Here is a 22,959-nt window from a genome sequence, read left to right as displayed (position 1 = left end):
GTCCCGTCGCATTCTGCGGGGCGGCGATTCTCGTTTTGGAGGCTTTGCACACCTCTGTCAGAATCGCGAAATATGGCGGCTGCGTTTTCACCCGCTCAACAATCCGCAGGTATTTGCGTTGATTGACCCCGATTTCTGCCCGAAAAGTCGAAATGTTTGACCCATCTCGGCATTTTAGGACACATTCCAATCAACGAAACGCTCCTCAGATGTTGTTGGCGGGGGCCAACAGATGATGTGACCAACCTGATCGGTGATCGCATGATGAACACGACCCCCACAGCCCGCGCGGCCCTCGCGCAGGTAAAACGCAAAGTTCCGGTGGCCTCCTCAGCCCGGTTTACTCAGCAAGACGGACGACCTCAGCGCGCACAGCAACTCATGCGCCGCTACGAGGTCGTCCATCTGCTTCCCAATGGCGACATTGACGATTTCACCCGCATCGCACCGGCCCATCGCGCTTTCGAAGACAGCTTTGGCTCGCTCGCTCGCGGCGCTCTTTTGAAAACTGATCGTGGTGAGGTTGCCGTCGAAGACATCCTTCCCGGTGACAAAGTAAAGACCGTAACAAACGGCTTCCAAACGGTTTATTGGCGCGGCGCGATTACGTTGGTTCCGAATGCACCGCAGCAAGACCAGCGTATGAGCAAGCTCGTGCGTGTTGCGGCTGACGCGCTGGGTGCTGGCCGTCCGATGCCTGATCTACTGCTCGGCCCTTCCGCACGACTTTACCAAAAATCACCAACACTTCAACGCGTTACGGGGCACACTGCGGCTTTCGTTCCGGCAACCGATTTTATCGATGGCGTGAACATTGTCGAAATTCAACCACAAGCACCTGTTCAAGTATTCCAACTGGGCTTCAACGCCCACGAACGGATCGCGGTGAACGGTGTTGAAGTAGACAGCCACAATCCCGGCGCACGCCATGAATTCGGTCTACGCGGTGATATGCTTGAACTCTATATGGGGCTGTTTCCGCACATGGCGCGTATTGAAGACTTCGGAATGCTGATGCATCCGCGCCTGTCTTTACATGACCTGGATTTCGGCGTGGTCGCCTAAGGTTTAAGCGTCGCGTTTCAGGCGTTCCTCGAGAACATCAAACGGCACACCCGGTTCGTCCTTTGCGCCGCGAATAACCAATGAAGTCTTCACGCTCGCCACGTTGTCGGCACTGGTCAGTTCTTCTGTTAGGAAGTTCTGGAATGTGCGCAGATCAGGTGCCACGCATTTCAACACAAAATCAACTTCCCCGTTCAGCATGTGACATTCACGCACAAGCGGCCAGCCAGCGCATTTATTCTCGAACGCACTGAGGTCGATCTCGGCTTGGCTCACCAGCCCGACCATCGCGAAAACTTGCACTTCAAAGCCAAGCTCACGTGCGTTTACATCCGCATGGTAGCCGCGAATGAAACCCTGCTCTTCCAAGGTCCGCACACGGCGCAGACATGGCGGCGCTGAAATGCCGACCCGTTTCGCCAATTCTACGTTGGTCATTCGACCGTCCGCTTGCAGCTCTGCAAGAATCATCCGGTCGATCTCGTCTAGCTTCTGTCCTGGCATGGTTGCGCGCGTCCCTTAGTGTTTGGCGCGATTCATACGCTCGCGCCCATCCAGACGCAACAATATTTCGCCACTCCGCAATTTTCCTGCGTACCAACGATCCAACGCGATCCCCCTTTTCCCTGCTTGCATCGCTGCTTATATGAACAGCAACAAAGGGGACCCTCATGGCCGATACACGCAAAACCAAAGTTCTTATCATCGGCTCCGGCCCAACCGGCTACACGGCGGGCGTCTATGCCAGCCGCGCCATGCTGGAACCAATCCTCGTTCAGGGCATCGAACCCGGCGGCCAGCTGACCACAACAACCGAAGTTGAGAACTGGCCTGGTGATTCAGAGGTCCAAGGCCCCGACCTTATGCTGCGCATGGAAGCCCACGCCCGCGCGATGGGTACCGAAATCATCGGCGATATTATTTCCTCCATCGATTTTTCTAAGCGCCCCTTCGTGTGTCAGTCTGACAGCGGCACCGTCTACGAAGCCGACGCGATTATCCTCGCGACGGGTGCCCGCGCCAAATGGTTGGGTCTTGATACCGAAGAAAAATTCAAAGGCTTCGGCGTATCGGCCTGCGCCACGTGTGATGGCTTCTTCTATCGCGGTCAGGAAATCGTTGTCGTTGGCGGCGGCAACACCGCCGTTGAAGAGGCACTGTTCCTCACCAATTTCGCATCCAAAGTCACACTGGTACACCGCCGCGATGAGTTGCGCGCAGAAGCGATCCTGATTGACCGCCTGATGAAAAATCCGAAGATCGAGCCGCTCTGGGATAACCAGCTTGAGGAAGTCTACGGTGGTGAAAACCCGCTTGGCGTTGAAGGGATCAAAACCAAAAACGTGAAGACTGGCGAAATCACCGACATCCCAGCCAAAGGCGTCTTCATCGCCATCGGCCACGCACCTGCGAACGAGCTGGTCAAAGACCACTTAGAAACCCACATGGGCGGCTATGTTGTCACCAAACCGGACAGCACTGAAACCTCCATCCCGGGAATCTTCGCTGCGGGCGATCTGACCGACCACAAATACCGCCAAGCCGTGACTTCCGCGGGCATGGGCTGCATGGCCGCGTTGGAAGTCGAACGTTGGTTGGCGGAGCAGGAATAAGATCGGCGACAAAGACACGTTTTTGAGTTTAGGGTGAGAAGTGGAGATTTCTGCGTTGGACAAGGCGAAGCCAAGTGCTCGCAACGAATGTCTGCTTTGAGCCCATTGATGACATCCTTCCGCAGTGCAGCTAATGTCCGCTCCAACTAAGTTGATTGGGAAGGTTGAAAAATTTGGAACTCGAACTTTGGCTGGCTTTCGTCGCCACATATACCGTAATTTCCATCGTTCCCGGCCCCAGTGTTTTAATGGTTACAGGACAAGCGTTGTCGCGCGGAGGCAAGGCGGCGTTTCTGTGCATTTTAGGTGAATTGACCGGTGGTGTTGTCCTTGTCGGCCTATCTCTGTTCGGAGTTGGTGCAATTTTGGCCGCATCATCCGAGTTGTTTCAAATTGTCAAATGGGCTGGCGTTTTCTATATGGCATATCTTGGCTACCGTCAGATCATCGACGCCCGTCAGAACGGCGTAGATTCCCCACAGGAACAAAGTGAACAGGGTGGGATGTCGAGCGCACGAGCAGGCTTTTTCACGGCGGTTCTGAACCCCAAGGCCATCATATTCTACGTAGCATTCCTCTCTCAATTTCTTGATCCAAATGCTAATATCTATTCTCAATTCGCGATAGTCGTTGCGACTTCCACCGTGATTGTCGGGGCTGTTCTAGGCGGGTATGCAATACTTGCCGCACAAGCTCGAAAGACTTTCCAGAGCGCCAAAGCCCGTCGCCGTTTTGGATACACTGGCGGAGGCTTCTTGATTGGGGGAAGTGCGTTCATGGCTGCAACTCGCTAGTATCGAAATACGCGAAATGGTTTTTCGAAGCAGACACTGACTCCCAAACCAGAGCGGGTTGCTTCGTCCCGCTTAGCAGACATTTCCATCACAGTAACAATTAGTTTCCATACGTGCGCTTGGTTTGTTCTTGCGTGAACAAACTTTCTTTCTATGTTCACACCTGAACAAACAATGAGTCGCCCGCAATGGCTATGTCGCCCGCCAAAATCACCTCCGAACAGGAGGATCAAATGTTCCGCCTGCTGCGGCAGCTGGATATCGCACCGGATGCGTCCCAGCGCGCGTTGGCGCAGGCGATTGGTGTGTCTTTGGGCCGCCTTAACGCGTTGTTAAAACAAGCCACCGATGCAGGTCTCGTGAATATCGAAGATCGCAACGGCCCCGACAAACGCGCACGCCACACCTATGCGATTACCGCTCGTGGTGCTGGCGAAAAGAACCGCCTCACAACCCAATTTCTCAACCGAAAACTCGCTGAATATAACGCGCTGCACGCCGAATTGACCGGCAGCGCATCTAGTCTCACGCCTATTAGTAACAGGAACACCCTTATGGAAAACAACCTCGCCCCCATCCCTGAGCTGTTTGTCTCTTACGAGTCCGCTCAGAAGCTGAAAGTCGAAGCCGCAGACCTCGTTAGCCACGACCTGACACCGCGTCAGATCTGCGATCTGGAACTGCTGATGAACGGCGGCTTCAACCCGCTTAAGGGCTTCCTGACCGAGGCTGACTACGATGGCGTCGTCGACAACATGCGACTGACAACGGGCGAACTTTGGCCAATGCCGATCACTCTGGACGTGTCCGAGGATTTCGCAGCTTCCCTTGAGGCTGGCCAAGACATCGCCCTGCGCGACCAAGAAGGCGTTATTCTGGCAACAATGACTGTCACAGACAACTGGGTGCCGAACAAAGCCAAGGAAGCTGAAAAAGTTTTCGGCGCTGACGATGACGCCCACCCTGCTGTGAACTACCTGCACAACCAAGCGGGCAAAGTTTACCTTGGTGGCCCAGTCACTGGCATCCAACAGCCGGTTCACTACGATTTCCGCGCACGCCGCGACACACCGAACGAATTGCGTGCTTACTTCCGCAAAATGGGCTGGCGCAAAGTGGTTGCGTTCCAAACACGTAACCCGCTGCACCGCGCGCACCAGGAACTGACATTCCGCGCCGCACGCGAAGCGCAGGCCAACCTGCTGATCCACCCTGTTGTAGGCCTGACCAAGCCGGGCGATGTTGACCACTTCACACGTGTTCGCTGCTACGAGGCAGTTCTGGACAAGTACCCACAGTCAACTACAGCAATGTCCCTGCTAAACCTTGCAATGCGTATGGCTGGTCCACGCGAAGCCGTTTGGCACGGTTTGATCCGCAAAAACCACGGCTGCACGCACTTCATCGTTGGTCGTGACCACGCAGGCCCAGGTTCCAACTCTGCTGGTGAAGATTTCTACGGCCCGTATGACGCACAAGACTTGTTCCGCGCCCACCAAGAAGAAATGGGCATCGAAATGGTCGACTTCAAACACATGGTTTGGGTTGATGAGCGTGCGCAATACGAAGCGATCGACGAGATCGAGGACAAAGATAAGGTCACGATCCTCAATATCTCAGGCACCGAATTGCGCCGCCGTCTGGCCGAAGGTCTGGAAATCCCTGAATGGTTCTCCTTCCCTGAGGTCGTCAAAGAACTGCGCAAAACGAAGCCGCCGCGTTCAAAGCAAGGCTTCACAGTCTTCTTCACGGGCTTCTCCGGTTCCGGCAAATCCACAATCGCCAACGCCTTGATGGTGAAACTGATGGAAATGGGCGGCCGCCCTGTGACGCTTCTGGATGGTGACATCGTTCGTAAAAACCTGTCTTCCGAGCTGGGTTTCTCAAAAGAGCACCGTGATCTGAACATTCGCCGCATCGGCTACGTTGCATCCGAGATCACCAAAAACGGTGGTATCGCGATCTGTGCGCCAATCGCACCATACGCAACCACCCGCCGCGCGGTGCGTGAAGACGTCGAAGCGTTCGGCGCATTCGTTGAAGTCCACGTTGCAACGTCGATTGAGGAATGCGAACGCCGTGACCGCAAGGGCCTCTATAAGCTTGCGCGCGAAGGAAAGATCAAAGAGTTCACAGGTATTTCAGACCCTTACGATGTTCCAGCGAACCCTGAATTGTCTGTTGAAACCGAAAACGTTGAAGTCGACAACTGTGCTCACCAAGTGATCCTTAAGCTAGAATCAATGGGCTTGATCGCGGCTGAGTAACAGCGTTTGCCTGCCACTCAGACCTCAAAGCTCAAAAGAAAGGGCGCCCCATTTCTACGGGGCGCCCTTTTTAGTGAAGTGGCCCGTGTTTAAAACACCAACGCCAATTCTAACTCTTAATGCACCGTTACCGGCTGCATGTCGTTCTGACGCGCCAGAATAAATGCCATGTCGCGATCAGCAACCAAAGCCAATTGCTGCCCTTCGCTGTCATGCACTGCAAACAACTGTTCACGGTCCCCTGCCGCTTCGCGCACCTCATCGGGCAGCCCTGCAACATCAACGGATTTCACGTAAACCACGCGATCCCCCATATCGGCAAAATTGTATTTCGCATCCATACCTTACCCCTTCCTGATGTTGATTTTCTGAACCACCGAATCCGGCACAGCGCGTGTCAGATCGACGTGAAGTAGCCCGTTTTCCGTAACCGCCTCGCCCACATCGACCCCTTCGGCCAACACAAACGATCGTTGGAATTGCCGTGCGGCGATTCCGCGATGCAAGAACACGCGGCCCTCGCTGTCGTCGCGCTGGCGTCCACGGATCACCAGCTGATTGTCCTCAACAGTGATCGCCAATTCGTCATCGCCAAACCCCGCCACGGCCAACGTAATGCGGTATGAGGTCTGCGAAGTTTGTTCAATATTATAAGGGGGGTAGCTGTCATTTCCCGACTTGGCGGTGCGTTCCACCAGCCGCTCCAGCTCTTCAAACCCGAGAAGGAACGGATGCGTTCCCAACGTCAATTTTGTCATGCGACACGTCCTTATCTTAAGCGACCGTCAATCGTGCAGCCCCATTATGGCGACTACTTCAAAAATATGGGGGCCAATGCGGCGCGATGCAAGGTCACGAGGCACGGTTTTCCTTTGATAAATCACGTTTCGCGCTTACATTCTCGGTGCAAGCCACCGCAGACCAAATTGATCGGACAGATAATGAACAGCAGCGCGCGTATGGAACAGCTTGAGGTTTTGCGCGTACAGCTCGGGGTTCTGCGCCAAGAGCACCGCGATCTTGATGACGCCATTCACGCACTTCAAGACACCGGCAAGGCCGACATGCTGACAATCAAGCGCCTCAAAAAGCAAAAGCTGGGCCTTAAGGACAAAATCGCCGTTCTAGAAGACCGCATTACCCCAGATATTATCGCCTGATTGCACCCTGACGTGCGGGCGCTATAACGGCCCTTGTAGATATAAGGCAACAATCATGACCCCTACCGTTGGCATTATCATGGGCAGCCAGTCCGACTGGCCCACTATGCGCGAAGCAGCGACGCTTCTGGATGAGTTCGGCATTTCCTATGAGGCCAAAATCGTCTCGGCCCACCGCACACCGGATCGTCTTTGGACCTATGGCAAAGAGGCCGCTGGCCGTGGCCTTCAAGTGATCATCGCAGGCGCAGGCGGTGCCGCGCACCTGCCCGGTATGATGGCGTCTAAAACCCGCATCCCCGTGGTCGGCGTTCCAATCCAGACCAAAGCGCTTTCTGGCGTCGATAGCCTCTATTCCATTGTGCAAATGCCCAAAGGTTTCCCCGTCGCGACAATGGCCATCGGCGCTGCTGGCGCTGCCAACGCGGGCCTCATGGCGGCTGGCATTGTCGCGCTGCAAGATCCAGATCTCGCCCAGCGCCTAGATGCTTGGCGCGATGCCCTCTCAGCCTCAATTGCGGATGAACCGACCGATGACTAATCCCCTCAAAACCGGCGCGACCATTGGGATCCTTGGTGGTGGCCAGTTGGGTCGCATGCTGTCTGTTGCAGCGTCCCGTCTTGGCTTCAAAACCTGCATCTTTGAACCGAACGCAGACTGCCCAGCCGCCCACGTGGCCCATACGCACATCATGGCAGACTATTCCGACACCGTCGCGCTGACCAAATTCGCCAACGCCTGTGATGTCGTAACCTATGAATTCGAAAACATCCCAACCGAAGCGCTTGATCTGATCGAGGCCCTCACCCCGATCCACCCCAACCGCAATGCGCTCGCGACCTCCCAAGACCGTTTCTTGGAAAAGAACTTCCTCACCCGCATCGGCCTGACAACCGCGCCTTTCGCCGCCGTCGACACCGCCGAAGCGCTTGAGCAAGCGATCGACCAGATCGGCACACCCGCGATCCTGAAAACCCGTCGTTTGGGCTATGATGGCAAAGGCCAGTCGCGCCTGATGTCACCAGATGACGCAGACCAAGCCATCGCAGACATGGCCGGCGCGCCCGCCGTCTATGAAGGCTTCATCGACTTCTCGATAGAGGTTTCCGTCATCGGAACACGCAGCAGCGACGGTGCGATCTCCTGCTTTGATCCCGGTGAAAACGTCCACAAAGACGGCATCTTGCACACCACCACCCTGCCCGCCGCACTGACGCCTTCGCAGCGCACAGATGCGGTTCTACTTACGGCCAACATCCTGAACGCTCTAGACTACGTCGGCACCATGGGTGTTGAACTTTTCGTCACGCCGAACGGTTTCATCGTCAACGAAATCGCCCCACGCGTTCACAACTCCGGCCACTGGACGCAGGCCGCCTGCACGGTGGATCAGTTCGAACAGCACATCCGCGCGATTGCAGGCTGGCCCTTGGGCGATGGCAGCCGCCATTCAAACGTGGTGATGGAAAACCTGATCGGCGACGACGTGGACCGCATCCCTGGGATCGCGAAAACCAACACCGAAATCCATCTCTACGGCAAAGCCGACGCCAAGAAGGGCCGCAAAATGGGCCACATCAATACAATCACAGGCCCCGCCAGCTAAACCCGCGCCGCCTTTGCCTTTGTTTCAAAAATATCCCGGGGAGCGCGCAGCGCGGGGCAGCGCCCCTCTTATTGCAACCCGAACATCACGCCACTCAGGGTCAGGCTCCGGTCAAACTGACCCTCGCTCAAGAATTCCATCGCTTGGCGCATCACAAGCGGATTGTTCATCATAAACGTATGGGTCACCGGCAATGTCAGGTGGTCAGCCATCCCCTCCAGCCGCGTTGACGCCACCGAAACCTTCCCGTCATCCGCCCCGTCAATCAGGCTGGAATAATAAGCGTTCAATGATCGATCTCCGGCGATAATACCCAACTCATATCCTGGCCAAACAAGACTCAGCGGCTCTCCGTCCGTAGCAAGCTCCATCCCGGCAGGTCCATTTATCCACTCAAACGGCTCCAATCTTCCAAGAACGTCAACCAATTGCGATCCGTCATTCGGAGGCCCTAACATAACAACGCGCCCCATCATCACTGGCCTCGCATCTGCAAGGTAGACACGCACTAGAATGCCGCCCATCGAATGGGTCACGAAATGCACCCGTCGATTGCCGCAGGCCGCCACCGCTTGCGGGACATTTTCGGCAACCAAAGTCTGAATGTCTGCGCTGGTGGAGGGATAGCCGTTGTTGACGACCACATACCCCTCAAGCTCCAACAATTCCTCAAGCGCTAAAAACGACGTCTCCGTACGCGCCAACCCGTGCAACAACACAACACAGTCCTCAGCCGCCGCTGCAAGCGGGGCAAGAACAAACCAAAACGCTATAAATAGTCTTTTCATATCCCCAACATAGACTGTCTGGCCGGATTAATAAGGTCTGGCTTGCCTGACTTTTCGCCGCAGGCCAAGCTACTCTTATGACACAGTCCCAAACCCGCCCTGTCCGCATCGCCGCCCGCGCGATTTTGCTGTATGAAGATAAGCTCCTGCTGGTGAACGCCTACAAAAACCGCGGCGATTTGTGGTGCGCCCCCGGTGGTGGCGCTGAGCCCCATCAAAGCCTCCCTGAAAACCTCGCCCGTGAGGTGATGGAGGAAACGGGGCTGACGGTTAGCGTCGGTGCCCCTTGCCTGATCAACGAATTTCACGACCCGCATGGAACTTTCCATCAGGTCGAAATCTTTTTTCGCTGCACGCTGGTCGCGGGTGCGCTCGACCCCACGTGGCAAGACCCTGAAAAAGTGGTATCGTTCCGCCGCTGGGTGACCCGCGATGAGCTATCGACCCTAACAGTGCGACCGAAATCTATGGCGGCGGTCGCATGGGGCGACGAGGGTGCGGTGGTCTATGATCACCTCGAAGCAATTTTACGCTAGCCGCCAGATTTTCACCGAAAATCTGTTCAAAAATTCTTAGAATTTTTGCGCCACTTGAAAAGGCAAAAGGCGCCCCAATTGGGACGCCCTTCTTTTTCGTATAAGCGGTTAGACTTCAAAGCTCTCATTGTCTCGTTGAGACAACTCCCGCTTTGCAGTCTGATCACAAACCCAAGGGGTTTGTAATTACATCATGCCGCCCATGCCGCCCATGCCGCCCATGTCTGGCATGCCGCCACCGGCGCCGCCGTCTTTAGATGGCTTGTCTGCAACCATGGCTTCAGTTGTGATCAACAGACCAGCAACGGATGCCGCGTCTTGCAACGCTGTGCGTGTGACTTTCGCAGGGTCGATAACGCCGAAACCGAACATGTCGCCATATTCTTCTGTCTGTGCGTTGAAACCAAATGCTTTGTCATCGGACTCGCGGATTTTGCCAGCAACGACGGAACCGTCAACACCAGAGTTTTCAGCGATCTGACGCAGTGGCGCTTCGAGTGCCTTGCGAACAATGTTAACACCGATTGTTTGGTCAGCGTTTGCGCCTTCCAGACCTTCAAGACCCTTAGCGGCCTGAACCAGCGCAACACCGCCACCAACAACGATACCTTCTTGAACAGCGGCACGTGTCGCGTTCAATGCATCATCAACGCGGTCTTTGCGCTCTTTAACTTCGATTTCGGACATACCGCCGACGCGGATAACAGCAACACCGCCAGCCAATTTGGCAACGCGCTCTTGCAGCTTCTCTTTGTCGTAATCGGAAGTTGTTTCTTCGATCTGGTTACGGATCTGTGCAACACGTGCTTCGATCTCTGCCTTATCGCCAGCACCGTCAACGATTGTTGTTTCGTCTTTGGTGATGGAAACGCGCTTTGCGGAGCCCAGCATGTCGATTGTAACGTTCTCAAGCTTCATGCCGAGGTCTTCGGAGATAACCTGACCGCCAGTAAGGATCGCGATGTCTTGCAACATGGCTTTACGACGATCGCCGAAACCTGGTGCTTTAACAGCAGCGATTTTCAGACCGCCGCGCAGTTTGTTAACTACGAGTGTCGCCAAAGCTTCGCCTTCAACATCTTCTGCGATGATCAGCAAAGGCTTGCCAGACTGGATCACGGACTCAAGCAGTGGAACCATTGGCTGCAGGGAAGAAAGCTTCTTCTCGTGCAACAGGATGATTGCGTCTTCGAGTTCTGTCGTCATTTTGTCAGGGTTCGTGACAAAGTAAGGGGACAGGTAACCGCGGTCGAACTGCATGCCTTCAACAACGTCAGTCTCAGTTTCGAGACCTTTGTTTTCTTCAACAGTGATAACGCCTTCGTTGCCAACACGCTGCATAGCGTCTGCAATCTGGCCACCGATTTCAGCTTCGCCGTTCGCAGAGATTGTACCAACCTTTGCAACTTCAGCGGAGTCAGCAACCGGACGAGCCGCACCAACAATAGCTTCAACCACTTTGGATGTCGCAAGGTCGATGCCGCGCTTCAGGTCCATTGGATTCATGCCAGCTGCAACAGCTTTCATGCCTTCTTTGACGATGGCTTGGGCCAGAACTGTCGCAGTTGTTGTACCGTCGCCAGCTTCGTCGTTGGTACGGGAAGCAACTTCCTTAACCATCTGTGCGCCCATGTTTTCGAACTTGTCTTCAAGCTCGATCTCTTTGGCAACAGAAACACCATCTTTGGTGATACGTGGTGCGCCGAAAGATTTTTCCAGCACAACGTTACGGCCTTTAGGGCCGAGTGTTACTTTAACCGCATCTGCGAGAATGTTCACGCCGCGCAGCATTTGGTTACGGGCGTCTGTCCCGAATTTTACGTCTTTAGCAGCCATTGATTAGCTCCTTTGAATATTTCGAATAAGGGTCAGGTCCGATTAGGACAGGATACCCATGATGTCGGATTCTTTCATCATCAACAGCTCTTCGCCGTCGATAGTGATTTCTGTGCCGGACCATTTGCCGAACAGCACTTTGTCGCCAGCTTTAACAGCCATTGGGACAAGCTCGCCGCTGTCTTTACGTGCGCCTTCGCCTACAGCGATAATTTCACCTTCAGCTGGTTTTTCTTTTGCTGCGTCTGGGATGATCAGGCCGCCAGCGGTCTTTTCTTCACCTTCTGTGCGACGCACAAGAACGCGATCGTGAAGCGGAGTAAAAGCCATGTTTGAGGCTCCTTGCTTTGCAATTTCAATTCATTAGCCTCAGTTTGAGGCCATTAGCACTCACACCATGCGAGTGCTAGCAGCGGATTGGTATGCAAACCCCAGATACGAGTCAACAGCGCGTTTTGAGATTCTGGTGAGGCTTCGAAAAACGCATGTTTCCAGAGACTGGTCTCCAAGCCTGAATTGTCCGCTATGCGGGACAAAGCCGCCGCTGAATTCTAAATCGTATATGTCCGCTTTCCAGAAAAATCACTTGGAAGGAAACTCGGTTTCTTGCAAGTGTGCATCGTGCGCCGGGACGGAGAGGGCCCTTGGCCTGGACCGTCAATTTAGGGAAATTCGTAAGTTCTTTATGATGGGGAGACTTTTGCCATCATCCGGCACAACAGGGTCAATAATGTTCACGATATAACCACCCAGTTTTGCCTTTGAATCACGCTGTCTCACATTAGCGAGATTTACTTCACGGCGCTCATCGGCAACGGTTTCAACAATTTTCAAGACTTGGGCAACTTCAATGCAGCCAGAGTCGTCCACTCGAGCCCAGAAAGTAAATTCTGACCCGTGTTTCTGCTTCGCGGCCTCAACATATGCATCAGTGATGACTGCGGAATTCCCTGAGCAACTCCACTCCAAATTCGTCGGTGCTATCATAACTGGAGCTCCACCACTGGTTTTCCGTTTTTCATCAACCTCTTGCACAGCATTTCGATATCCTTGTTGTTGGAACGAAACGCGCGGGCAGGTTTTGGTACAAAATGGGGCTTGGCGAGGTCAGGAAACAGATAGTTCAGCTCTTTGACAGCATCTGGCCCAAGCGTCTTCAATGCTTGCGGTCCAAGAAAGAGGGTTTCTGCAAATGCGCCGTGAGCCAGAACGATGCTGTGTTCTTCTAACGCGAAATGGAAATACGTGACCTCTTTGCAGTGCTCTTGAACTTCAACTCCATCTAGGATGGTCAATTTCTTGGCGGGAACAAGGGATTCCGGCGTGCCAAACACGCGCATCGCAACTTTAGAGCGCACAAGTATGCGATGTTGTGGCGAAACCATTAGGTCATCTTGCGGCATGGCATTGCCCAAAGAATTCTTACGAAAAACGATGGGCTTATTTTCCGGATGAGCAGTCAATTCCTTCGCTGTCAGCTTTCGCGACCCAATCCATTTGATCGGTTTTGCATTTCCATCGCTGGTCAAAACCAGATCCCCGGTTCTGAGGTTCTCGACCTTTACGTCTCCGTCAGGTGTCGCGATGCGCGTGCCATCAGCAAAACAAACCACCAATGAGATATTGTCGAGGATCGTTCCTTCTGAGTTGTCGCTGCCTTGCTCCGTGAAGCGGAGCGTATAGGTGTCTGCCGTGGGAAACTGGAAGTTGAAGGTGAATGTGTCGAAACTGCCAGACGAGGTCGGCGTAACACTTTGTGTGAAAACAACCGTCCCACTGGAATCGAGGACTTCGACTAGAAACGGATCATTGCCGTTAGCGGTCGTATTGCGTCCGCCAGCATCAAAACTCAGTTCCGCATTTCTGCCAGCAATGTCGACAACAAAGCTCTGTTCCAAGACTGAGGTTGCACCGCTGTACCCGTCAAGCTCAACTATAGTATTCGTCGTAGACGCTCCAGAATGGTAGAAATTATGGGCGCCGGCCTCAATTTCGATGCCGCTCCAGGCACCAAAGCTGTTTGTGACGACATAGCTTCCGCCTGCACCAGGATCTTCAAAATCACCACCAACGATAAGCTCTGTAGGCATAATTCACTTTCCTCTAACCGGCTACTGCCCAATTTCCCGTGCAAAAAGCCGCTAACTCGACGCTGACCAAAATGTTTGAATGATATGGCGATTTGTTGGCCAGGTTGTGACCATTTGGCGATTTGTCGCCTTTAAAAGCGTACTCGCGATTTGGGAAAAGCTGCCATTTACGATTCCTGCAGCATCAAGCAATATGGGCTCAATGCCGACATTTGCCGCGAATGTACGGACACCCTTTGGCCTAAACCTCACCCCAATCTTTGATCCCTTGCTGGCCCTGCACCGTCAGCCCGTAGACACCCTTTTCGATCTTTTCAAACCAGCCGTAATGGTTGTCCCGCATGATCGAGGTCGCGGTCTTCACGCCAGTGGCCTTAGCGACAATCGCGCCCTTTTCGGCCCCTGCATTCACCAGATACAACGCGCATTTTAAAGCGTCTTGGCGATAGCCCGTCACGATCCCATGGCGCGTAGCGCCCCCTTCGTTCGGATCACCATCCAAACGGTCAAACTCGCGCAGCATCTTGGTTTTCTTTTTCTTGATCTTGCGCGCGGCATAAGGCCCCGGGTCGGCCAAGGCCTCAACAAACCCATCGCGCAGCCGCACTGTCAAAACACCAAGCCCCAGCCGCCGCGCCAATTTCACGTTGGACCGAAGCGCCTTGGTTTTCCCACCTGCAGGCACGGCCACGTAAACCTCATCCGTCACCGCCAGCCGATCAATTCCCTGATGAAACAGCGCCAGCGAAAACCCGAGCTTTAGCTCAACCACCACCAGTTCATCGCTCCGCCGCCCAACAACATCCGCCGCCCCGACTTCGCCTTTCACGTCATACCCTTGCCGCTGAAGATAGGCTTTCACGGGGGCGTATAGGTCTGCTTCGCGGGATTTACTCATGTCCGCCAGATTAACAACATTTACACCCATGAACCAAGCCACCAAACTACGGCTATGACCCGCGATGACATCATGGCCTTCTGCGCCTCCCTGCCCCAATCGACCCACGTCGTCCAATGGGGCAATTCCGACGTCTGGAAAGTCGGTGGCAAATTGTTCGCTGTTTTGGGCTGGAACGACGGCGAAACAGCGGTAACGTTCAAGGTCACCCCCATCGCCTTCGAAGTCTTGCCAGAAACGCCCGGCATCCGCCCTGCGCCCTACCTCGCCTCGCGCGGGATGAAGTGGCTGCAAGACACCCGTTCACCCGGATTGTCAGACACAGAACTGCAAAACCACATCGCCTATTCCTACGAGATGGCCATCGCCGCCCTCACCAAGAAAAAGCGTGCCGAACTGGGGTTGTGAGACCTTCGCGCGACACATAGGCGCGTTGCGTTTGCGGTGGGTGACAACGCGAAATACCCCGCCTATAACGCGGCCAAATCGACGCTTTGAAAGGTGTATCACCCCATGACCACTCTCGTTTTCGGCCACAAGGCCCCCGACACAGACTCCTTAGGTTCCGCGCTTATCTGGGACTGGTTCCTGAACCACACAGGTACACCTGCAAAAGCCGTTTTGCTTGGCACACCAAACACCGAAGCGGCGTTTGTTGCTGAAAAATGGGGCTTCGCACAACCTGACATCATCGACGACGTTGCCGACGATCAGGACTGCGTCATCGTTGACACAAACAACCCAGCTGAGCTGCCAGCCAACATCAACGGCGCGAACATCACCGCGATCATCGACCACCACAAACTGGTCGGCGGTCTGGAAACCAAAGGCCCGATCGACATCACAGTGCGCCCGCTGGCCTGCACCGCGACCATCATGCACGACCTGATGGGCGAACACGCAGCACACATGCCAGACAACATCAAAGGCGTGATGCTTAGCTGTATCCTGTCTGACACGCTGGAATTCCGCTCCCCGACAACAACCGACACAGACAAAGACCTCGCCCTAGCACTGGCTGGTGAATTGAACCTGAACGTGACTGATTACGCATCCGAAATGTTCGCGGCGAAATCTGATGTCTCAGCCTTCACTGACGCGGAACTGCTGCGTATGGATTCCAAAGAATTCACCGTCGATGGCACCAAATTCCGCGTCTCCGTTCTGGAAACCACAGCGCCGGCCATCGTGCTGGACCGCAAAGCGTCCATCATGAACTCCATGACAGACGTTGCAACCGAAGATGGCGTTGACCAAGTTTTGCTCTTCGTCGTCGATATCCTCAACGAAGAAGCCACATTGCTGGTGCCAAACGATATGGTCAAATCCGTCGCAGAAAAATCATTCGGCGCCACCGTGTCCGGCGACAACGTTGTCCTGCCTGGCATCATGAGCCGCAAAAAGCAGATCATCCCTTCCCTGAAGGTCTGATTCTTAACAATCGATGAATAAAGGGCGTCGACCATTCGGTTCGGCGCCCTTTTTTTCTGCACGCGCGGTATGTACAGGGTGTGTACAGCTTGTGTACGCGTTGTGCACGGGTTGTGCCCGCTAACAAAAGGTAAATCCATGTCCCAAATCGTTAACACCTTCACCGAAATTTCCGATCAATATGACGTAGCTTTCGTTGACCTTTGGGGCTGTATGCACAACGGAATTACCCCGTTTCAGGACGCGATTTCCGCGATGGCGTCTTACCGTGAGCGCGGTGGCAAAGTCGTGCTGGTCACCAATTCCCCGCGCCCTTGGGACAGCGTTGCGCAGCAGCTTTTGGACATGGGCATGGCGCAATGCTGGGACGCAATCGCGACCTCCGGCGATTCTGCACGCGCAGCTATGTTCCGCGGTATTGTTGGCGAAAAGGTCTACTTCATGGGCGAAACACCCCGCGATGACGACTTCTTCAAACCCCTAAAGCTCATCAAAAATCCTGTTGATATTCAAAAGGTTCCGCTTGATCAGGCCGAGGGCATCGTTTGCTGCGGCCCTTTTGACACCCAAGCGGACGTGGATGTGAACCGCACCGATTTCCTTTATGCGAAAACCAAGGGGCTAAAGCTGCTGTGCGCCAATCCCGATATCATCGTTGATCGTGGCGAAACCCGCGAATGGTGCGCGGGCGCGCTGGCGGCTTTGTATACGGAAATGGGGGGTGAAAGCCTCTACTTCGGCAAACCTCATCCCCCGATCTATGACCTCGCCCGTCGTCGGTACGCAGCCTTAGACGGTTCGTTAACAGATCCACGTATAATCGCCATCGGTGACGGGATTCGCACAGACATTTTGGGGGCCCAACAAGAAGACATCGACAGCCTTTTCATCACCGGCGGCCTTGCCGCAACGGAAACCAAAACGGCCGATCAACCGGACCAAGCGTTGCTAAATGCTTATATTCAAAGCGAAAAAGTCACACCAACCTATGCGATTGGATTTCTTCGATAAGTTAAGAATGCCTTGACAAATGCTGCACTTGCAAAGTAACAATATTTCAACCTAACTGGTATAGAAGAATTTTTGTTACTCGATGGATGACAACATGCTCGACAATGATTACCGCGGAACCATCTGTATTGAAGATATCGAAATCGGTATGTCGCGCTCCTTGCGCAAGATGATCACCGACCGCGATATCGAAATGTTCGCCGAAATTTCGACGGACCATAATCCTGTGCACCTCGACGATGACTATGCCAACGAAACTATCTTTGAAGGCCGCATCGCTCACGGCATGCTGACGGCGGGCCTGATTTCTGCGGTTATCGGTGAACAGCTCCCGGGCCACGGCACGGTTTATCTCGGTCAGTCCCTTAAATTCATGGCCCCCGTGCGCCCAGGCGACATGGTGGATGCCGTTGTTACGGTCACAGACATGGACATCGGCAAACGCCGCGTGACGATGGATACCCACTGCGAAATCGATGGCAAGAAGGTCCTGAAAGGCGAAGCTGTGGTTCTAGCGCCATCGCGGAAATTCGACTGACTTGATCCTGACGCGCGGGCGGGCTACGCAACCTCATGCGCATCATACGAGACCCATATTTCATTGCCCCTGAAGATCGCGGCGCCGCTGCGGCCATTGGCAACTTTGACGGCGTTCACCTTGGCCACCAAGCGGTCATCGACCTGACCCGCAGCGTCGCAAATGGTGCACCCCTTGGCATCCTGACGTTTGAACCCCACCCGCGCGACTACTTCGCACCGGACGCTCCGCCATTCCGATTGATGAATGCCGACTCCAAGGCAAATCGCCTTGAAAAATTGGGGGTTGAGCGGCTGTACCAAGTACCGTTTAACGACGCGCTCGCCGCCCTTTCACCCGAAGAGTTCGCGCAATCGATCATCACGGATCGCCTCGGGTTGACCCATGTGGTCGTTGGTGAAGACTTCTGTTTCGGCAAAGGCCGCGCAGGAACGACACAAGACTTGATCGCCTTCGGCGAGGAGATGGGTTTTGGCGTAACGATTGCCCCGATGCTGTCCACGGCGGCTGGCGACGTATCATCCACCGCGATCCGCCAAGCGCTCGCTGATGGAACCCCGCGCATCGCCGCTGAAATGTTGGGCCATTGGCACCGGATCGTCGGCCCTGTCGTCACCGGCGAACAGCGTGGCCGTGACCTTGGGTTTCCAACGGCCAACATGTCTATCGACGGGCTGCACCCGCCAAAGTTTGGCGTTTATGCGGTTAAGGTCGACGTCCTAGAAGGACCACACGAAGGCACGTACAACGGCGCCGCGTCTATCGGTATCCGCCCAATGTTTGATGGGGACGTGCCGAATTGCGAAAGCTATCTCTTTGATTTTTCGGGTGATCTTTACGGCGCACGGTTAAGCGTTGCCTTGGTTGAATACCTGCGCGGCGAAGAGAAATTCGACAGTCTTGATGCATTGGTCACGCAAATGGATGCCGATTGCGCCCGCGCCCGCGAGATCCTTGCAGATGTCTGACCCGATTGATCGCACTGACATTCGCCCTGAATTCTGGTCCAACGTCCCGCTCGAAAAGATGACCCAAACCGAATGGGAAGCGCTGTGCGATGGCTGCGGAAAGTGCTGCCTGAACAAGCTAGAAGACGAAGACAGCGGCGAGGTCGTTTTGACGCGTGTTGCGTGTAAGCTGCTCGACGATAGCACCTGCTATTGTTCGCTATATCCCAAACGCCACCAATATGTCCCTGAGTGCATCGTTCTCAGCCCGAAGACCATCGAAGACAACATGTACTGGCTGCCCAAAACCTGTGCGTATCGACTTGTCTATGAAGGCAAAAACCTGTTCCACTGGCATCCGCTCGTATCGGGTTCGGCCACATCCGTGCATGATGCTGGCGCGTCGGTTCAGGGCCTCACGGTATCGGAGGCCAACACCCCCGAAGACGACTGGGAAGACCATATAATTGAGGAGCCACTCTAATGTTTTTCGCCTCTGACAACTCCGGCCCTGCCCATCCAAAAGTGCTGGATGCATTGATGCGGGCCAACGAAGGGTTTCGTTTTGGCTATGGGGCGGATCCAGAAATGGACCGCGTGCGCGACATGATACGCGACCTGTTCGAGGCCCCTGAAGCCGCGGTCTATCTGGTGTCCACGGGGACGGCGGCGAACTCGATCGCGCTGGCGACTTTGGCGCAGCCTTGGGAGACGATTTTTTGCACTAAGCTGTCCCACATCAACGAAGACGAATGCAACGCGCCTGAATTCTACAGCGGTGCGAAGCTGACATTGGTGGGCGATGAGAACGCCAAGATGACCCCCGCAACTCTGTTGGCAGCGATTGAAGATGAAGAAACACGTGGCGTCCACGGACCGCAGCGTGGGCCTGTGTCCATCACGCAAATCACTGAAAAGGGGACAGTTTATACGCTGGAAGAACTGTCTGCGCTGACCGCCGTCGCCAAGAAATTCGGCCTTAATACGCACCTCGACGGTGCACGTCTCGCCAATGCCATCGTCACGCTAGGCTGTACACCGGCCGAAATGACTTGGAAGGCGGGCATCGATTGCGTTTGTTTTGGTGGAACCAAGAACGGGTTGATGGGTGTTGAGGCCGTAATTTTCTTTGACCCAAAGCACGCGTGGGAGTTTGAATTGCGCCGCAAACGCGGGGCGCATTTGTCGTCCAAGCACCGCTACCTGAGCGCCCAGATGGAAGCGTACCTGACCGACAACCTGTGGCATGACCTCGCGCGCAAAGCCAACGACGCGGGCCAACGGTTGGCAGACGGATTGCGCAAGTCCAACGTGGTCACTTTCCCTTATGAGCCCGAAGCGAATCTGATGTTCTTTGAAGCACCGCGCGGCCTGCACAAAAAGCTGCAAGTGGCGGGCGCTGAATACTATGTCATGGGATCACTAGATGGCGCGGACGACGAACACGTCTTGGGTCGTCTGGTCTGTGATTGGTCCATCGGGTCAGAAGGTGTCGACGCTTTCCTAGCGGCCTTGCAAAACTGACGCGACCTGCGCGATGTGGGTGATTGGCACCATATGCCCTGCCCCTTCAATCACGCTGCGCTGCGCCTGTGGTAAGGCGCCCGCCAACCCATCCAAGATCGCTGACATGATCGGCTGACTGTTTGATCCTTCGATCAAGTCAACTGGGCATGTCACCCTGTCTAACTTGCCTAGAACACCATGAACGTCGTCCTCAATCGCGGCGGAGGCTGCTGGGATCAGATGTATCTGTGCCGCCAACATGGCACGCATTTTGGCCGGTAAATCATCCCACGCTGGCCCCGTGCCCCACATCGCCACAAAAAGCTTTGCAGCGGTTTCACGGTCCCCTTCGGTCCATGCTTTTACAAAGGCCGCAAAGGCCGCGCGGTGCGTTTCAATGGCTTCTGGGTCGGTTGCGGCGGCGAACATCACAGGCTCGATCAGCGTCAAACGTGACACCAAATCAGGACGCTCCGCCGCCAACCGCAGGGCGACCGTTGCGCCAAAGGAATGCCCGATCAGATGCGCAGGGCCGTCAAGCAATTGAGCGGCAATATCAACGACATCCGTTTGGTAGTCGCTCCCGTTCCACTCCGCACTACGCCCATGCCCCGGCATGTCAAAGTAGATGTTGCGCGCAGGCGGCAAGGCCCGCGCAAGGGGTATCAGGCTCTCGTGGCGCGCAAGGGAGCAATGCACGAACAATCGGGACGAGCCTTCGCCCTCCGCGAGGGTAAAAACCTCTTGGCCCGCGAGCGATTGCAGCATTTAGAATTCGCCGGACAGATGACGATCAAGGTCGTCCAGACGGTCTTGGCCCCAGAAGCGTTCGTCCTTGTCCGAGATAAAGAACGGTGCACCGAAGACACCTTTCGCAACGGCTTCTTCTAAATTGCGGGCGTAGGTTTCTGCGCCTTCCAAAAGGCCACTGTCCGCCAGTGCCGGATCAAACCCGGTTTCTTCCAAGCACGCGCGAATTACGTCGTCTTCCGCGATGTTCTTGTCATCCGCCCATACGCTGCGCGTCAGTGCGTTAACCAAGCTGCCGACGTCGCCGCCAGCGTTTTGCGCCGCGATGATCGCGTAAGAAGACGGCGCCATATTGGTTGGCCAGAATGCCGGTTGTTGCGTGAATGGCAGTCCAGAAACAATCGCGCGGCGGCGCATGTCTTGCAGTCGGTATTCCTGACGGTTCGGGTGACGGTCCTTGGGTGGCAATCCGCCCGTACGGCCGAACAGGGCCATGATATCGAGCGGTTTGTAGGTGACGGTAGCGCCGTGTTTTTTCGCGATCCGTTCAAACTCTGGCCCTGCCAAATAGGTAAATGGAGAGATGGTCGCAAAATAATAGTCAATATTCGGCATTTGAGGCTCCTTAAATTGCGCTGCTTTGTTGGTGCGACCCTACGGACGTGCTACCCCGTGTCAACGCTGCGAATCTGCCACATCGGGACCCTGCCAAATGCCAAACCTCATTGAACCAAAACTTATCTCCGGAAACGCCAATATGCCATTGGCCGAAGCCGTCGCCAAACGCATGTCTATGCATCGCGGCATCAACGTCGGGCTGGTAGATGCGCGTGTAGAACGGTTCAACGACGGTGAGATTTTCGTAGAGGTTTATGAAAACGTGCGCGGCGAGGATATGTTCATCATCCAGCCCACGTCGAACCCTGCCAACGATAACCTGATGGAATTGCTGGTTATTTCTGATGCACTACGTCGTTCATCGGCAGATCGCATTACTGCAGTGATCCCTTACTTTGGATACGCCCGCCAAGATCGCCGATCAAAGGCGCGTACTCCGATCACAGCAAAGCTGGTTGCGAACATGCTGGTTGAAGCCGGCATAGAACGCATTCTGACACTTGATCTGCACGCGACGCAAATTCAGGGCTTCTTCGATATCCCAGTGGACAACCTTTATGCGTCCCCTGTCTTTGCGCTTGATGCGATGCACCATTTCAGCGGCCAGATGGACGAAGTCATGGTGGTATCGCCTGACGTTGGCGGCGTGGCCCGCGCACGCGACCTCGCGCAGCGTATTGGCGCACCACTATCCATCGTCGACAAGCGCCGCGGCAAACCTGGTGAAGTCGCTGAAATGACTGTCATTGGTGATGTCAAAGACCGTGTCTGCCTGATCGTTGACGATATCGTTGATACGGCTGGCACGCTCTGTAAGGCGGCCGAAGTTCTAATGGAGCACGGCGCAAAGGAAGTGCACTCCTACATCACACACGGCGTGCTTTCCGGCCCCGCGATTGAGCGGATCGGCAGTTCCGTCATGAAGCATCTGGTTATTACCGACACGATTGAACCAACCGAGGCCGTCAAAGGGTGTAAGCAAATCCGTATCGTGCCAACAGCGCCAATGTTTGCGCAGGCGATCTTGAACACATGGAACGGCACATCCGTATCGTCCTTGTTTGATCACAAGACGCTGCAGCCAATTTACGAGAACATGTATACTGGCGTCTAATAGACGTCCCATTCATCCGCTTGACGTAACTCACCAATCGCCTGCCACGCAACGCGGACGCGGGCGATTTTGGTGTCGCCCCATGTGCGAAACACGATGGCAAAGCCTTCGTTGGTAATGTCTTCGGCTTGAACATCCGCACGGGCGTTCGTATCGCTCGCCATATCCCACATGGACAGATGCACCTGCACAGTCGGGGACGAACGGAAGCTTTCGGAAAATTCAACATGCGCACGGGTTTGGCGCGCGCCATCGCCCGTCCACATGACACCATCATGCTCAAAATCGGAGAATAGTACCACTTCACCGTGATCCACTCCGATGAGGTGGTTTCTAAGTCGTTTCATGTCTTACCGTTGGCGTTTGAAGACCATTCCCTATCCGTCTTCT

28 protein-coding genes are annotated in these 22,959 nt (G+C 54.8%); 16 read left to right on the top strand and 12 right to left on the bottom strand.

The features are described from left to right. Nucleotides 1-237: 237 nt before the first annotated feature. Nucleotides 238-1,065, top strand: a complete 828-nt coding sequence (locus tag OCA8868_RS05820; protein WP_245848066.1) for a Hint domain-containing protein — start codon at nucleotides 238-240, stop codon at nucleotides 1,063-1,065. Between the two features lie 3 nt (nucleotides 1,066-1,068). Here OCA8868_RS05820 and OCA8868_RS05815 read toward each other — a convergent pair whose 3' ends face one another. Further along, entirely contained in the window at nucleotides 1,069-1,569 is a 501-nt protein-coding gene (locus OCA8868_RS05815) for an Lrp/AsnC family transcriptional regulator (RefSeq protein ID WP_093995645.1), read from the bottom strand. Between the two features lie 167 nt (nucleotides 1,570-1,736). On the opposite strand from OCA8868_RS05815, the gene trxB reads away from it, so the two are divergent. The 3 genes from trxB (at nucleotide 1,737) to OCA8868_RS05800 (ending at nucleotide 5,739) form a co-directional block, all read left to right on the top strand. Further along, nucleotides 1,737-2,678 carry a thioredoxin-disulfide reductase gene (trxB, locus tag OCA8868_RS05810; protein WP_093995644.1) on the top strand — a complete coding sequence of 314 codons (942 nt, stop codon included), beginning with the start codon at nucleotides 1,737-1,739 and terminating at the stop codon, nucleotides 2,676-2,678. Nucleotides 2,679-2,851: 173 nt separating this feature from the next. Further along, the gene (locus tag OCA8868_RS05805; RefSeq protein ID WP_093996162.1) at nucleotides 2,852-3,472 is read left to right on the top strand and encodes a LysE family translocator; all 621 of its coding nucleotides are present in this window, start codon (nucleotides 2,852-2,854) and stop codon (nucleotides 3,470-3,472) included. A 233-nt stretch (nucleotides 3,473-3,705) separates the two neighbouring features. Next, nucleotides 3,706-5,739, top strand: a complete 2,034-nt coding sequence (locus tag OCA8868_RS05800; RefSeq protein WP_370737986.1) for a bifunctional sulfate adenylyltransferase/adenylylsulfate kinase — start codon at nucleotides 3,706-3,708, stop codon at nucleotides 5,737-5,739. Between the two features lie 116 nt (nucleotides 5,740-5,855). On the opposite strand, the gene OCA8868_RS05795 is transcribed toward OCA8868_RS05800, so the two are convergent. Then, on the bottom strand, nucleotides 5,856-6,080 hold the full coding sequence (locus OCA8868_RS05795; RefSeq protein WP_093995642.1) for a DUF1150 family protein: 225 nt from the start codon (nucleotides 6,078-6,080) through the stop codon (nucleotides 5,856-5,858). Nucleotides 6,081-6,083: 3 nt separating this feature from the next. After that, a complete protein-coding gene (locus tag OCA8868_RS05790; protein WP_093995641.1) occupies nucleotides 6,084-6,497 on the bottom strand; it encodes an Hsp20 family protein in 414 nt (137 codons plus the stop codon). A 183-nt stretch (nucleotides 6,498-6,680) separates the two neighbouring features. Here OCA8868_RS05790 and OCA8868_RS05785 point away from each other — a divergent pair, with 183 nt between their 5' ends. The 3 genes from OCA8868_RS05785 to OCA8868_RS05775 are packed head-to-tail and all read left to right on the top strand — an operon-like array spanning nucleotide 6,681 to nucleotide 8,506. Further along, complete coding sequence (locus tag OCA8868_RS05785) at nucleotides 6,681-6,899, top strand: YdcH family protein (protein ID WP_093995640.1); 219 nt, start codon at nucleotides 6,681-6,683, stop codon at nucleotides 6,897-6,899. Between the two features lie 55 nt (nucleotides 6,900-6,954). Continuing rightward, entirely contained in the window at nucleotides 6,955-7,440 is a 486-nt protein-coding gene (purE, locus tag OCA8868_RS05780) for a 5-(carboxyamino)imidazole ribonucleotide mutase (RefSeq protein WP_093995639.1), read from the top strand. Then, nucleotides 7,433-8,506, top strand: a complete 1,074-nt coding sequence (locus tag OCA8868_RS05775; protein WP_093995638.1) for a 5-(carboxyamino)imidazole ribonucleotide synthase — start codon at nucleotides 7,433-7,435, stop codon at nucleotides 8,504-8,506. The genes purE and OCA8868_RS05775 overlap by 8 nt, the downstream gene beginning before the upstream one ends. Nucleotides 8,507-8,574: 68 nt before the next feature. Here the strand turns inward: OCA8868_RS05775 and OCA8868_RS05770 are convergent, their stop codons facing one another. Then, nucleotides 8,575-9,294 (bottom strand): esterase/lipase family protein, encoded by a 720-nt coding sequence (locus OCA8868_RS05770; RefSeq protein WP_093995637.1) that lies wholly within the window; start codon nucleotides 9,292-9,294, stop codon nucleotides 8,575-8,577. Nucleotides 9,295-9,371: 77 nt separating this feature from the next. On the opposite strand from OCA8868_RS05770, the gene OCA8868_RS05765 reads away from it, so the two are divergent. Then, nucleotides 9,372-9,830, top strand: a complete 459-nt coding sequence (locus tag OCA8868_RS05765) for an NUDIX domain-containing protein (RefSeq protein ID WP_093995636.1) — start codon at nucleotides 9,372-9,374, stop codon at nucleotides 9,828-9,830. A 186-nt stretch (nucleotides 9,831-10,016) separates the two neighbouring features. On the opposite strand, the gene groL is transcribed toward OCA8868_RS05765, so the two are convergent. From groL to OCA8868_RS05740, 5 genes are all read right to left on the bottom strand, one after another. Further along, complete coding sequence (gene groL / locus OCA8868_RS05760; RefSeq protein ID WP_093995635.1) at nucleotides 10,017-11,666, bottom strand: chaperonin GroEL; 1,650 nt, start codon at nucleotides 11,664-11,666, stop codon at nucleotides 10,017-10,019. Nucleotides 11,667-11,708: 42 nt separating this feature from the next. After that, nucleotides 11,709-11,996: a co-chaperone GroES gene (locus OCA8868_RS05755; RefSeq protein WP_093995634.1), complete on the bottom strand. Its 288-nt coding sequence runs from the start codon at nucleotides 11,994-11,996 to the stop codon at nucleotides 11,709-11,711. A gap of 327 nt (nucleotides 11,997-12,323) precedes the next feature. Continuing rightward, nucleotides 12,324-12,653 carry a NusA N-terminal domain-containing protein gene (locus OCA8868_RS05750; protein WP_093995633.1) on the bottom strand — a complete coding sequence of 110 codons (330 nt, stop codon included), beginning with the start codon at nucleotides 12,651-12,653 and terminating at the stop codon, nucleotides 12,324-12,326. Beyond that, nucleotides 12,650-13,756, bottom strand: coding sequence for a Hint domain-containing protein (locus tag OCA8868_RS05745; protein WP_093995632.1), 1,107 nt, complete (start codon nucleotides 13,754-13,756; stop codon nucleotides 12,650-12,652). The genes OCA8868_RS05750 and OCA8868_RS05745 overlap by 4 nt, the downstream gene beginning before the upstream one ends. Nucleotides 13,757-13,997: 241 nt before the next feature. Beyond that, a complete protein-coding gene (locus tag OCA8868_RS05740; protein WP_245848064.1) occupies nucleotides 13,998-14,654 on the bottom strand; it encodes a DUF2161 domain-containing phosphodiesterase in 657 nt (218 codons plus the stop codon). A gap of 54 nt (nucleotides 14,655-14,708) precedes the next feature. On the opposite strand from OCA8868_RS05740, the gene OCA8868_RS05735 reads away from it, so the two are divergent. The 7 genes from OCA8868_RS05735 to OCA8868_RS05705 all read left to right on the top strand — a co-directional run bounded on the left by OCA8868_RS05735 (nucleotide 14,709) and on the right by OCA8868_RS05705 (nucleotide 20,105). Further along, nucleotides 14,709-15,062: an MmcQ/YjbR family DNA-binding protein gene (locus OCA8868_RS05735; protein ID WP_093995630.1), complete on the top strand. Its 354-nt coding sequence runs from the start codon at nucleotides 14,709-14,711 to the stop codon at nucleotides 15,060-15,062. A gap of 105 nt (nucleotides 15,063-15,167) precedes the next feature. Next, nucleotides 15,168-16,085: a manganese-dependent inorganic pyrophosphatase gene (locus tag OCA8868_RS05730; RefSeq protein WP_093995629.1), complete on the top strand. Its 918-nt coding sequence runs from the start codon at nucleotides 15,168-15,170 to the stop codon at nucleotides 16,083-16,085. 138 nt (nucleotides 16,086-16,223) lie between these two features. Beyond that, complete coding sequence (locus OCA8868_RS05725; protein WP_093995628.1) at nucleotides 16,224-17,096, top strand: TIGR01459 family HAD-type hydrolase; 873 nt, start codon at nucleotides 16,224-16,226, stop codon at nucleotides 17,094-17,096. A gap of 94 nt (nucleotides 17,097-17,190) precedes the next feature. After that, complete coding sequence (locus OCA8868_RS05720) at nucleotides 17,191-17,634, top strand: MaoC family dehydratase (protein WP_093996161.1); 444 nt, start codon at nucleotides 17,191-17,193, stop codon at nucleotides 17,632-17,634. 35 nt (nucleotides 17,635-17,669) lie between these two features. After that, nucleotides 17,670-18,602, top strand: a complete 933-nt coding sequence (locus OCA8868_RS05715) for a bifunctional riboflavin kinase/FAD synthetase (RefSeq protein ID WP_093995627.1) — start codon at nucleotides 17,670-17,672, stop codon at nucleotides 18,600-18,602. Further along, nucleotides 18,595-19,065, top strand: a complete 471-nt coding sequence (locus OCA8868_RS05710) for a YcgN family cysteine cluster protein (RefSeq protein WP_093995626.1) — start codon at nucleotides 18,595-18,597, stop codon at nucleotides 19,063-19,065. Before OCA8868_RS05715 ends, OCA8868_RS05710 begins: the two co-directional genes overlap by 8 nt. After that, a complete protein-coding gene (locus OCA8868_RS05705) occupies nucleotides 19,065-20,105 on the top strand; it encodes a threonine aldolase family protein (protein WP_093995625.1) in 1,041 nt (346 codons plus the stop codon). The genes OCA8868_RS05710 and OCA8868_RS05705 overlap by 1 nt, the downstream gene beginning before the upstream one ends. On the opposite strand, the gene OCA8868_RS05700 is transcribed toward OCA8868_RS05705, so the two are convergent. Together OCA8868_RS05700 and OCA8868_RS05695 are read right to left on the bottom strand one after the other, a co-directional pair. Then, nucleotides 20,085-20,855 carry an alpha/beta fold hydrolase gene (locus OCA8868_RS05700; RefSeq protein ID WP_093995624.1) on the bottom strand — a complete coding sequence of 257 codons (771 nt, stop codon included), beginning with the start codon at nucleotides 20,853-20,855 and terminating at the stop codon, nucleotides 20,085-20,087. The two genes, OCA8868_RS05705 and OCA8868_RS05700, sit on opposite strands and share 21 nt — an antisense overlap. Next, nucleotides 20,856-21,452 (bottom strand): 2-hydroxychromene-2-carboxylate isomerase, encoded by a 597-nt coding sequence (locus OCA8868_RS05695; RefSeq protein WP_093995623.1) that lies wholly within the window; start codon nucleotides 21,450-21,452, stop codon nucleotides 20,856-20,858. 97 nt (nucleotides 21,453-21,549) lie between these two features. On the opposite strand from OCA8868_RS05695, the gene OCA8868_RS05690 reads away from it, so the two are divergent. Beyond that, entirely contained in the window at nucleotides 21,550-22,569 is a 1,020-nt protein-coding gene (locus tag OCA8868_RS05690; protein ID WP_093995622.1) for a ribose-phosphate pyrophosphokinase, read from the top strand. Here the strand turns inward: OCA8868_RS05690 and OCA8868_RS05685 are convergent. Further along, entirely contained in the window at nucleotides 22,566-22,916 is a 351-nt protein-coding gene (locus OCA8868_RS05685) for an H-type lectin domain-containing protein (protein ID WP_093995621.1), read from the bottom strand. The two genes, OCA8868_RS05690 and OCA8868_RS05685, sit on opposite strands and share 4 nt — an antisense overlap. Nucleotides 22,917-22,959 lie beyond the last annotated feature (43 nt).

The organism is Octadecabacter ascidiaceicola, from assembly GCF_900185015.1.
Classification (GTDB): domain Bacteria; phylum Pseudomonadota; class Alphaproteobacteria; order Rhodobacterales; family Rhodobacteraceae; genus Octadecabacter; species Octadecabacter ascidiaceicola.
The sequence above is the reverse complement of the archived record's forward strand: the minus strand, read 5'-3'. Positions and strand labels throughout refer to the sequence as shown.

Bases quoted from the DNA above. Each gene is read 5' to 3' on its own strand.
- OCA8868_RS05815 (WP_093995645.1), bottom strand. From the start codon at position 1,569: ATGCCAGGACAGAAGCTAGACGAGATCGACCGGATGATTCTTGCAGAG.
- OCA8868_RS05740 (WP_245848064.1), bottom strand. From the start codon at position 14,654: ATGAGTAAATCCCGCGAAGCAGACCTATACGCCCCCGTGAAAGCCTAT.
- OCA8868_RS05700 (WP_093995624.1), bottom strand. From the start codon at position 20,855: ATGCTGCAATCGCTCGCGGGCCAAGAGGTTTTTACCCTCGCGGAGGGC.
- OCA8868_RS05715 (WP_093995627.1), top strand. From the start codon at position 17,670: ATGCGCATCATACGAGACCCATATTTCATTGCCCCTGAAGATCGCGGC.
- OCA8868_RS05720 (WP_093996161.1), top strand. From the start codon at position 17,191: ATGCTCGACAATGATTACCGCGGAACCATCTGTATTGAAGATATCGAA.
- OCA8868_RS05705 (WP_093995625.1), top strand. From the start codon at position 19,065: ATGTTTTTCGCCTCTGACAACTCCGGCCCTGCCCATCCAAAAGTGCTG.
- OCA8868_RS05755 (WP_093995634.1), bottom strand. From the start codon at position 11,996: ATGGCTTTTACTCCGCTTCACGATCGCGTTCTTGTGCGTCGCACAGAA.
- OCA8868_RS05775 (WP_093995638.1), top strand. From the start codon at position 7,433: ATGACTAATCCCCTCAAAACCGGCGCGACCATTGGGATCCTTGGTGGT.
- OCA8868_RS05765 (WP_093995636.1), top strand. From the start codon at position 9,372: ATGACACAGTCCCAAACCCGCCCTGTCCGCATCGCCGCCCGCGCGATT.
- OCA8868_RS05745 (WP_093995632.1), bottom strand. From the start codon at position 13,756: ATGCCTACAGAGCTTATCGTTGGTGGTGATTTTGAAGATCCTGGTGCA.
- trxB (WP_093995644.1), top strand. From the start codon at position 1,737: ATGGCCGATACACGCAAAACCAAAGTTCTTATCATCGGCTCCGGCCCA.
- OCA8868_RS05690 (WP_093995622.1), top strand. From the start codon at position 21,550: ATGCCAAACCTCATTGAACCAAAACTTATCTCCGGAAACGCCAATATG.
- OCA8868_RS05695 (WP_093995623.1), bottom strand. From the start codon at position 21,452: ATGCCGAATATTGACTATTATTTTGCGACCATCTCTCCATTTACCTAT.
- OCA8868_RS05785 (WP_093995640.1), top strand. From the start codon at position 6,681: ATGAACAGCAGCGCGCGTATGGAACAGCTTGAGGTTTTGCGCGTACAG.
- groL (WP_093995635.1), bottom strand. From the start codon at position 11,666: ATGGCTGCTAAAGACGTAAAATTCGGGACAGACGCCCGTAACCAAATG.
- purE (WP_093995639.1), top strand. From the start codon at position 6,955: ATGACCCCTACCGTTGGCATTATCATGGGCAGCCAGTCCGACTGGCCC.
- OCA8868_RS05790 (WP_093995641.1), bottom strand. From the start codon at position 6,497: ATGACAAAATTGACGTTGGGAACGCATCCGTTCCTTCTCGGGTTTGAA.
- OCA8868_RS05795 (WP_093995642.1), bottom strand. From the start codon at position 6,080: ATGGATGCGAAATACAATTTTGCCGATATGGGGGATCGCGTGGTTTAC.
- OCA8868_RS05800 (WP_370737986.1), top strand. From the start codon at position 3,706: ATGTTCCGCCTGCTGCGGCAGCTGGATATCGCACCGGATGCGTCCCAG.
- OCA8868_RS05735 (WP_093995630.1), top strand. From the start codon at position 14,709: ATGACCCGCGATGACATCATGGCCTTCTGCGCCTCCCTGCCCCAATCG.
- OCA8868_RS05770 (WP_093995637.1), bottom strand. From the start codon at position 9,294: ATGAAAAGACTATTTATAGCGTTTTGGTTTGTTCTTGCCCCGCTTGCA.
- OCA8868_RS05725 (WP_093995628.1), top strand. From the start codon at position 16,224: ATGTCCCAAATCGTTAACACCTTCACCGAAATTTCCGATCAATATGAC.
- OCA8868_RS05750 (WP_093995633.1), bottom strand. From the start codon at position 12,653: ATGATAGCACCGACGAATTTGGAGTGGAGTTGCTCAGGGAATTCCGCA.
- OCA8868_RS05685 (WP_093995621.1), bottom strand. From the start codon at position 22,916: ATGAAACGACTTAGAAACCACCTCATCGGAGTGGATCACGGTGAAGTG.
- OCA8868_RS05730 (WP_093995629.1), top strand. From the start codon at position 15,168: ATGACCACTCTCGTTTTCGGCCACAAGGCCCCCGACACAGACTCCTTA.
- OCA8868_RS05710 (WP_093995626.1), top strand. From the start codon at position 18,595: ATGTCTGACCCGATTGATCGCACTGACATTCGCCCTGAATTCTGGTCC.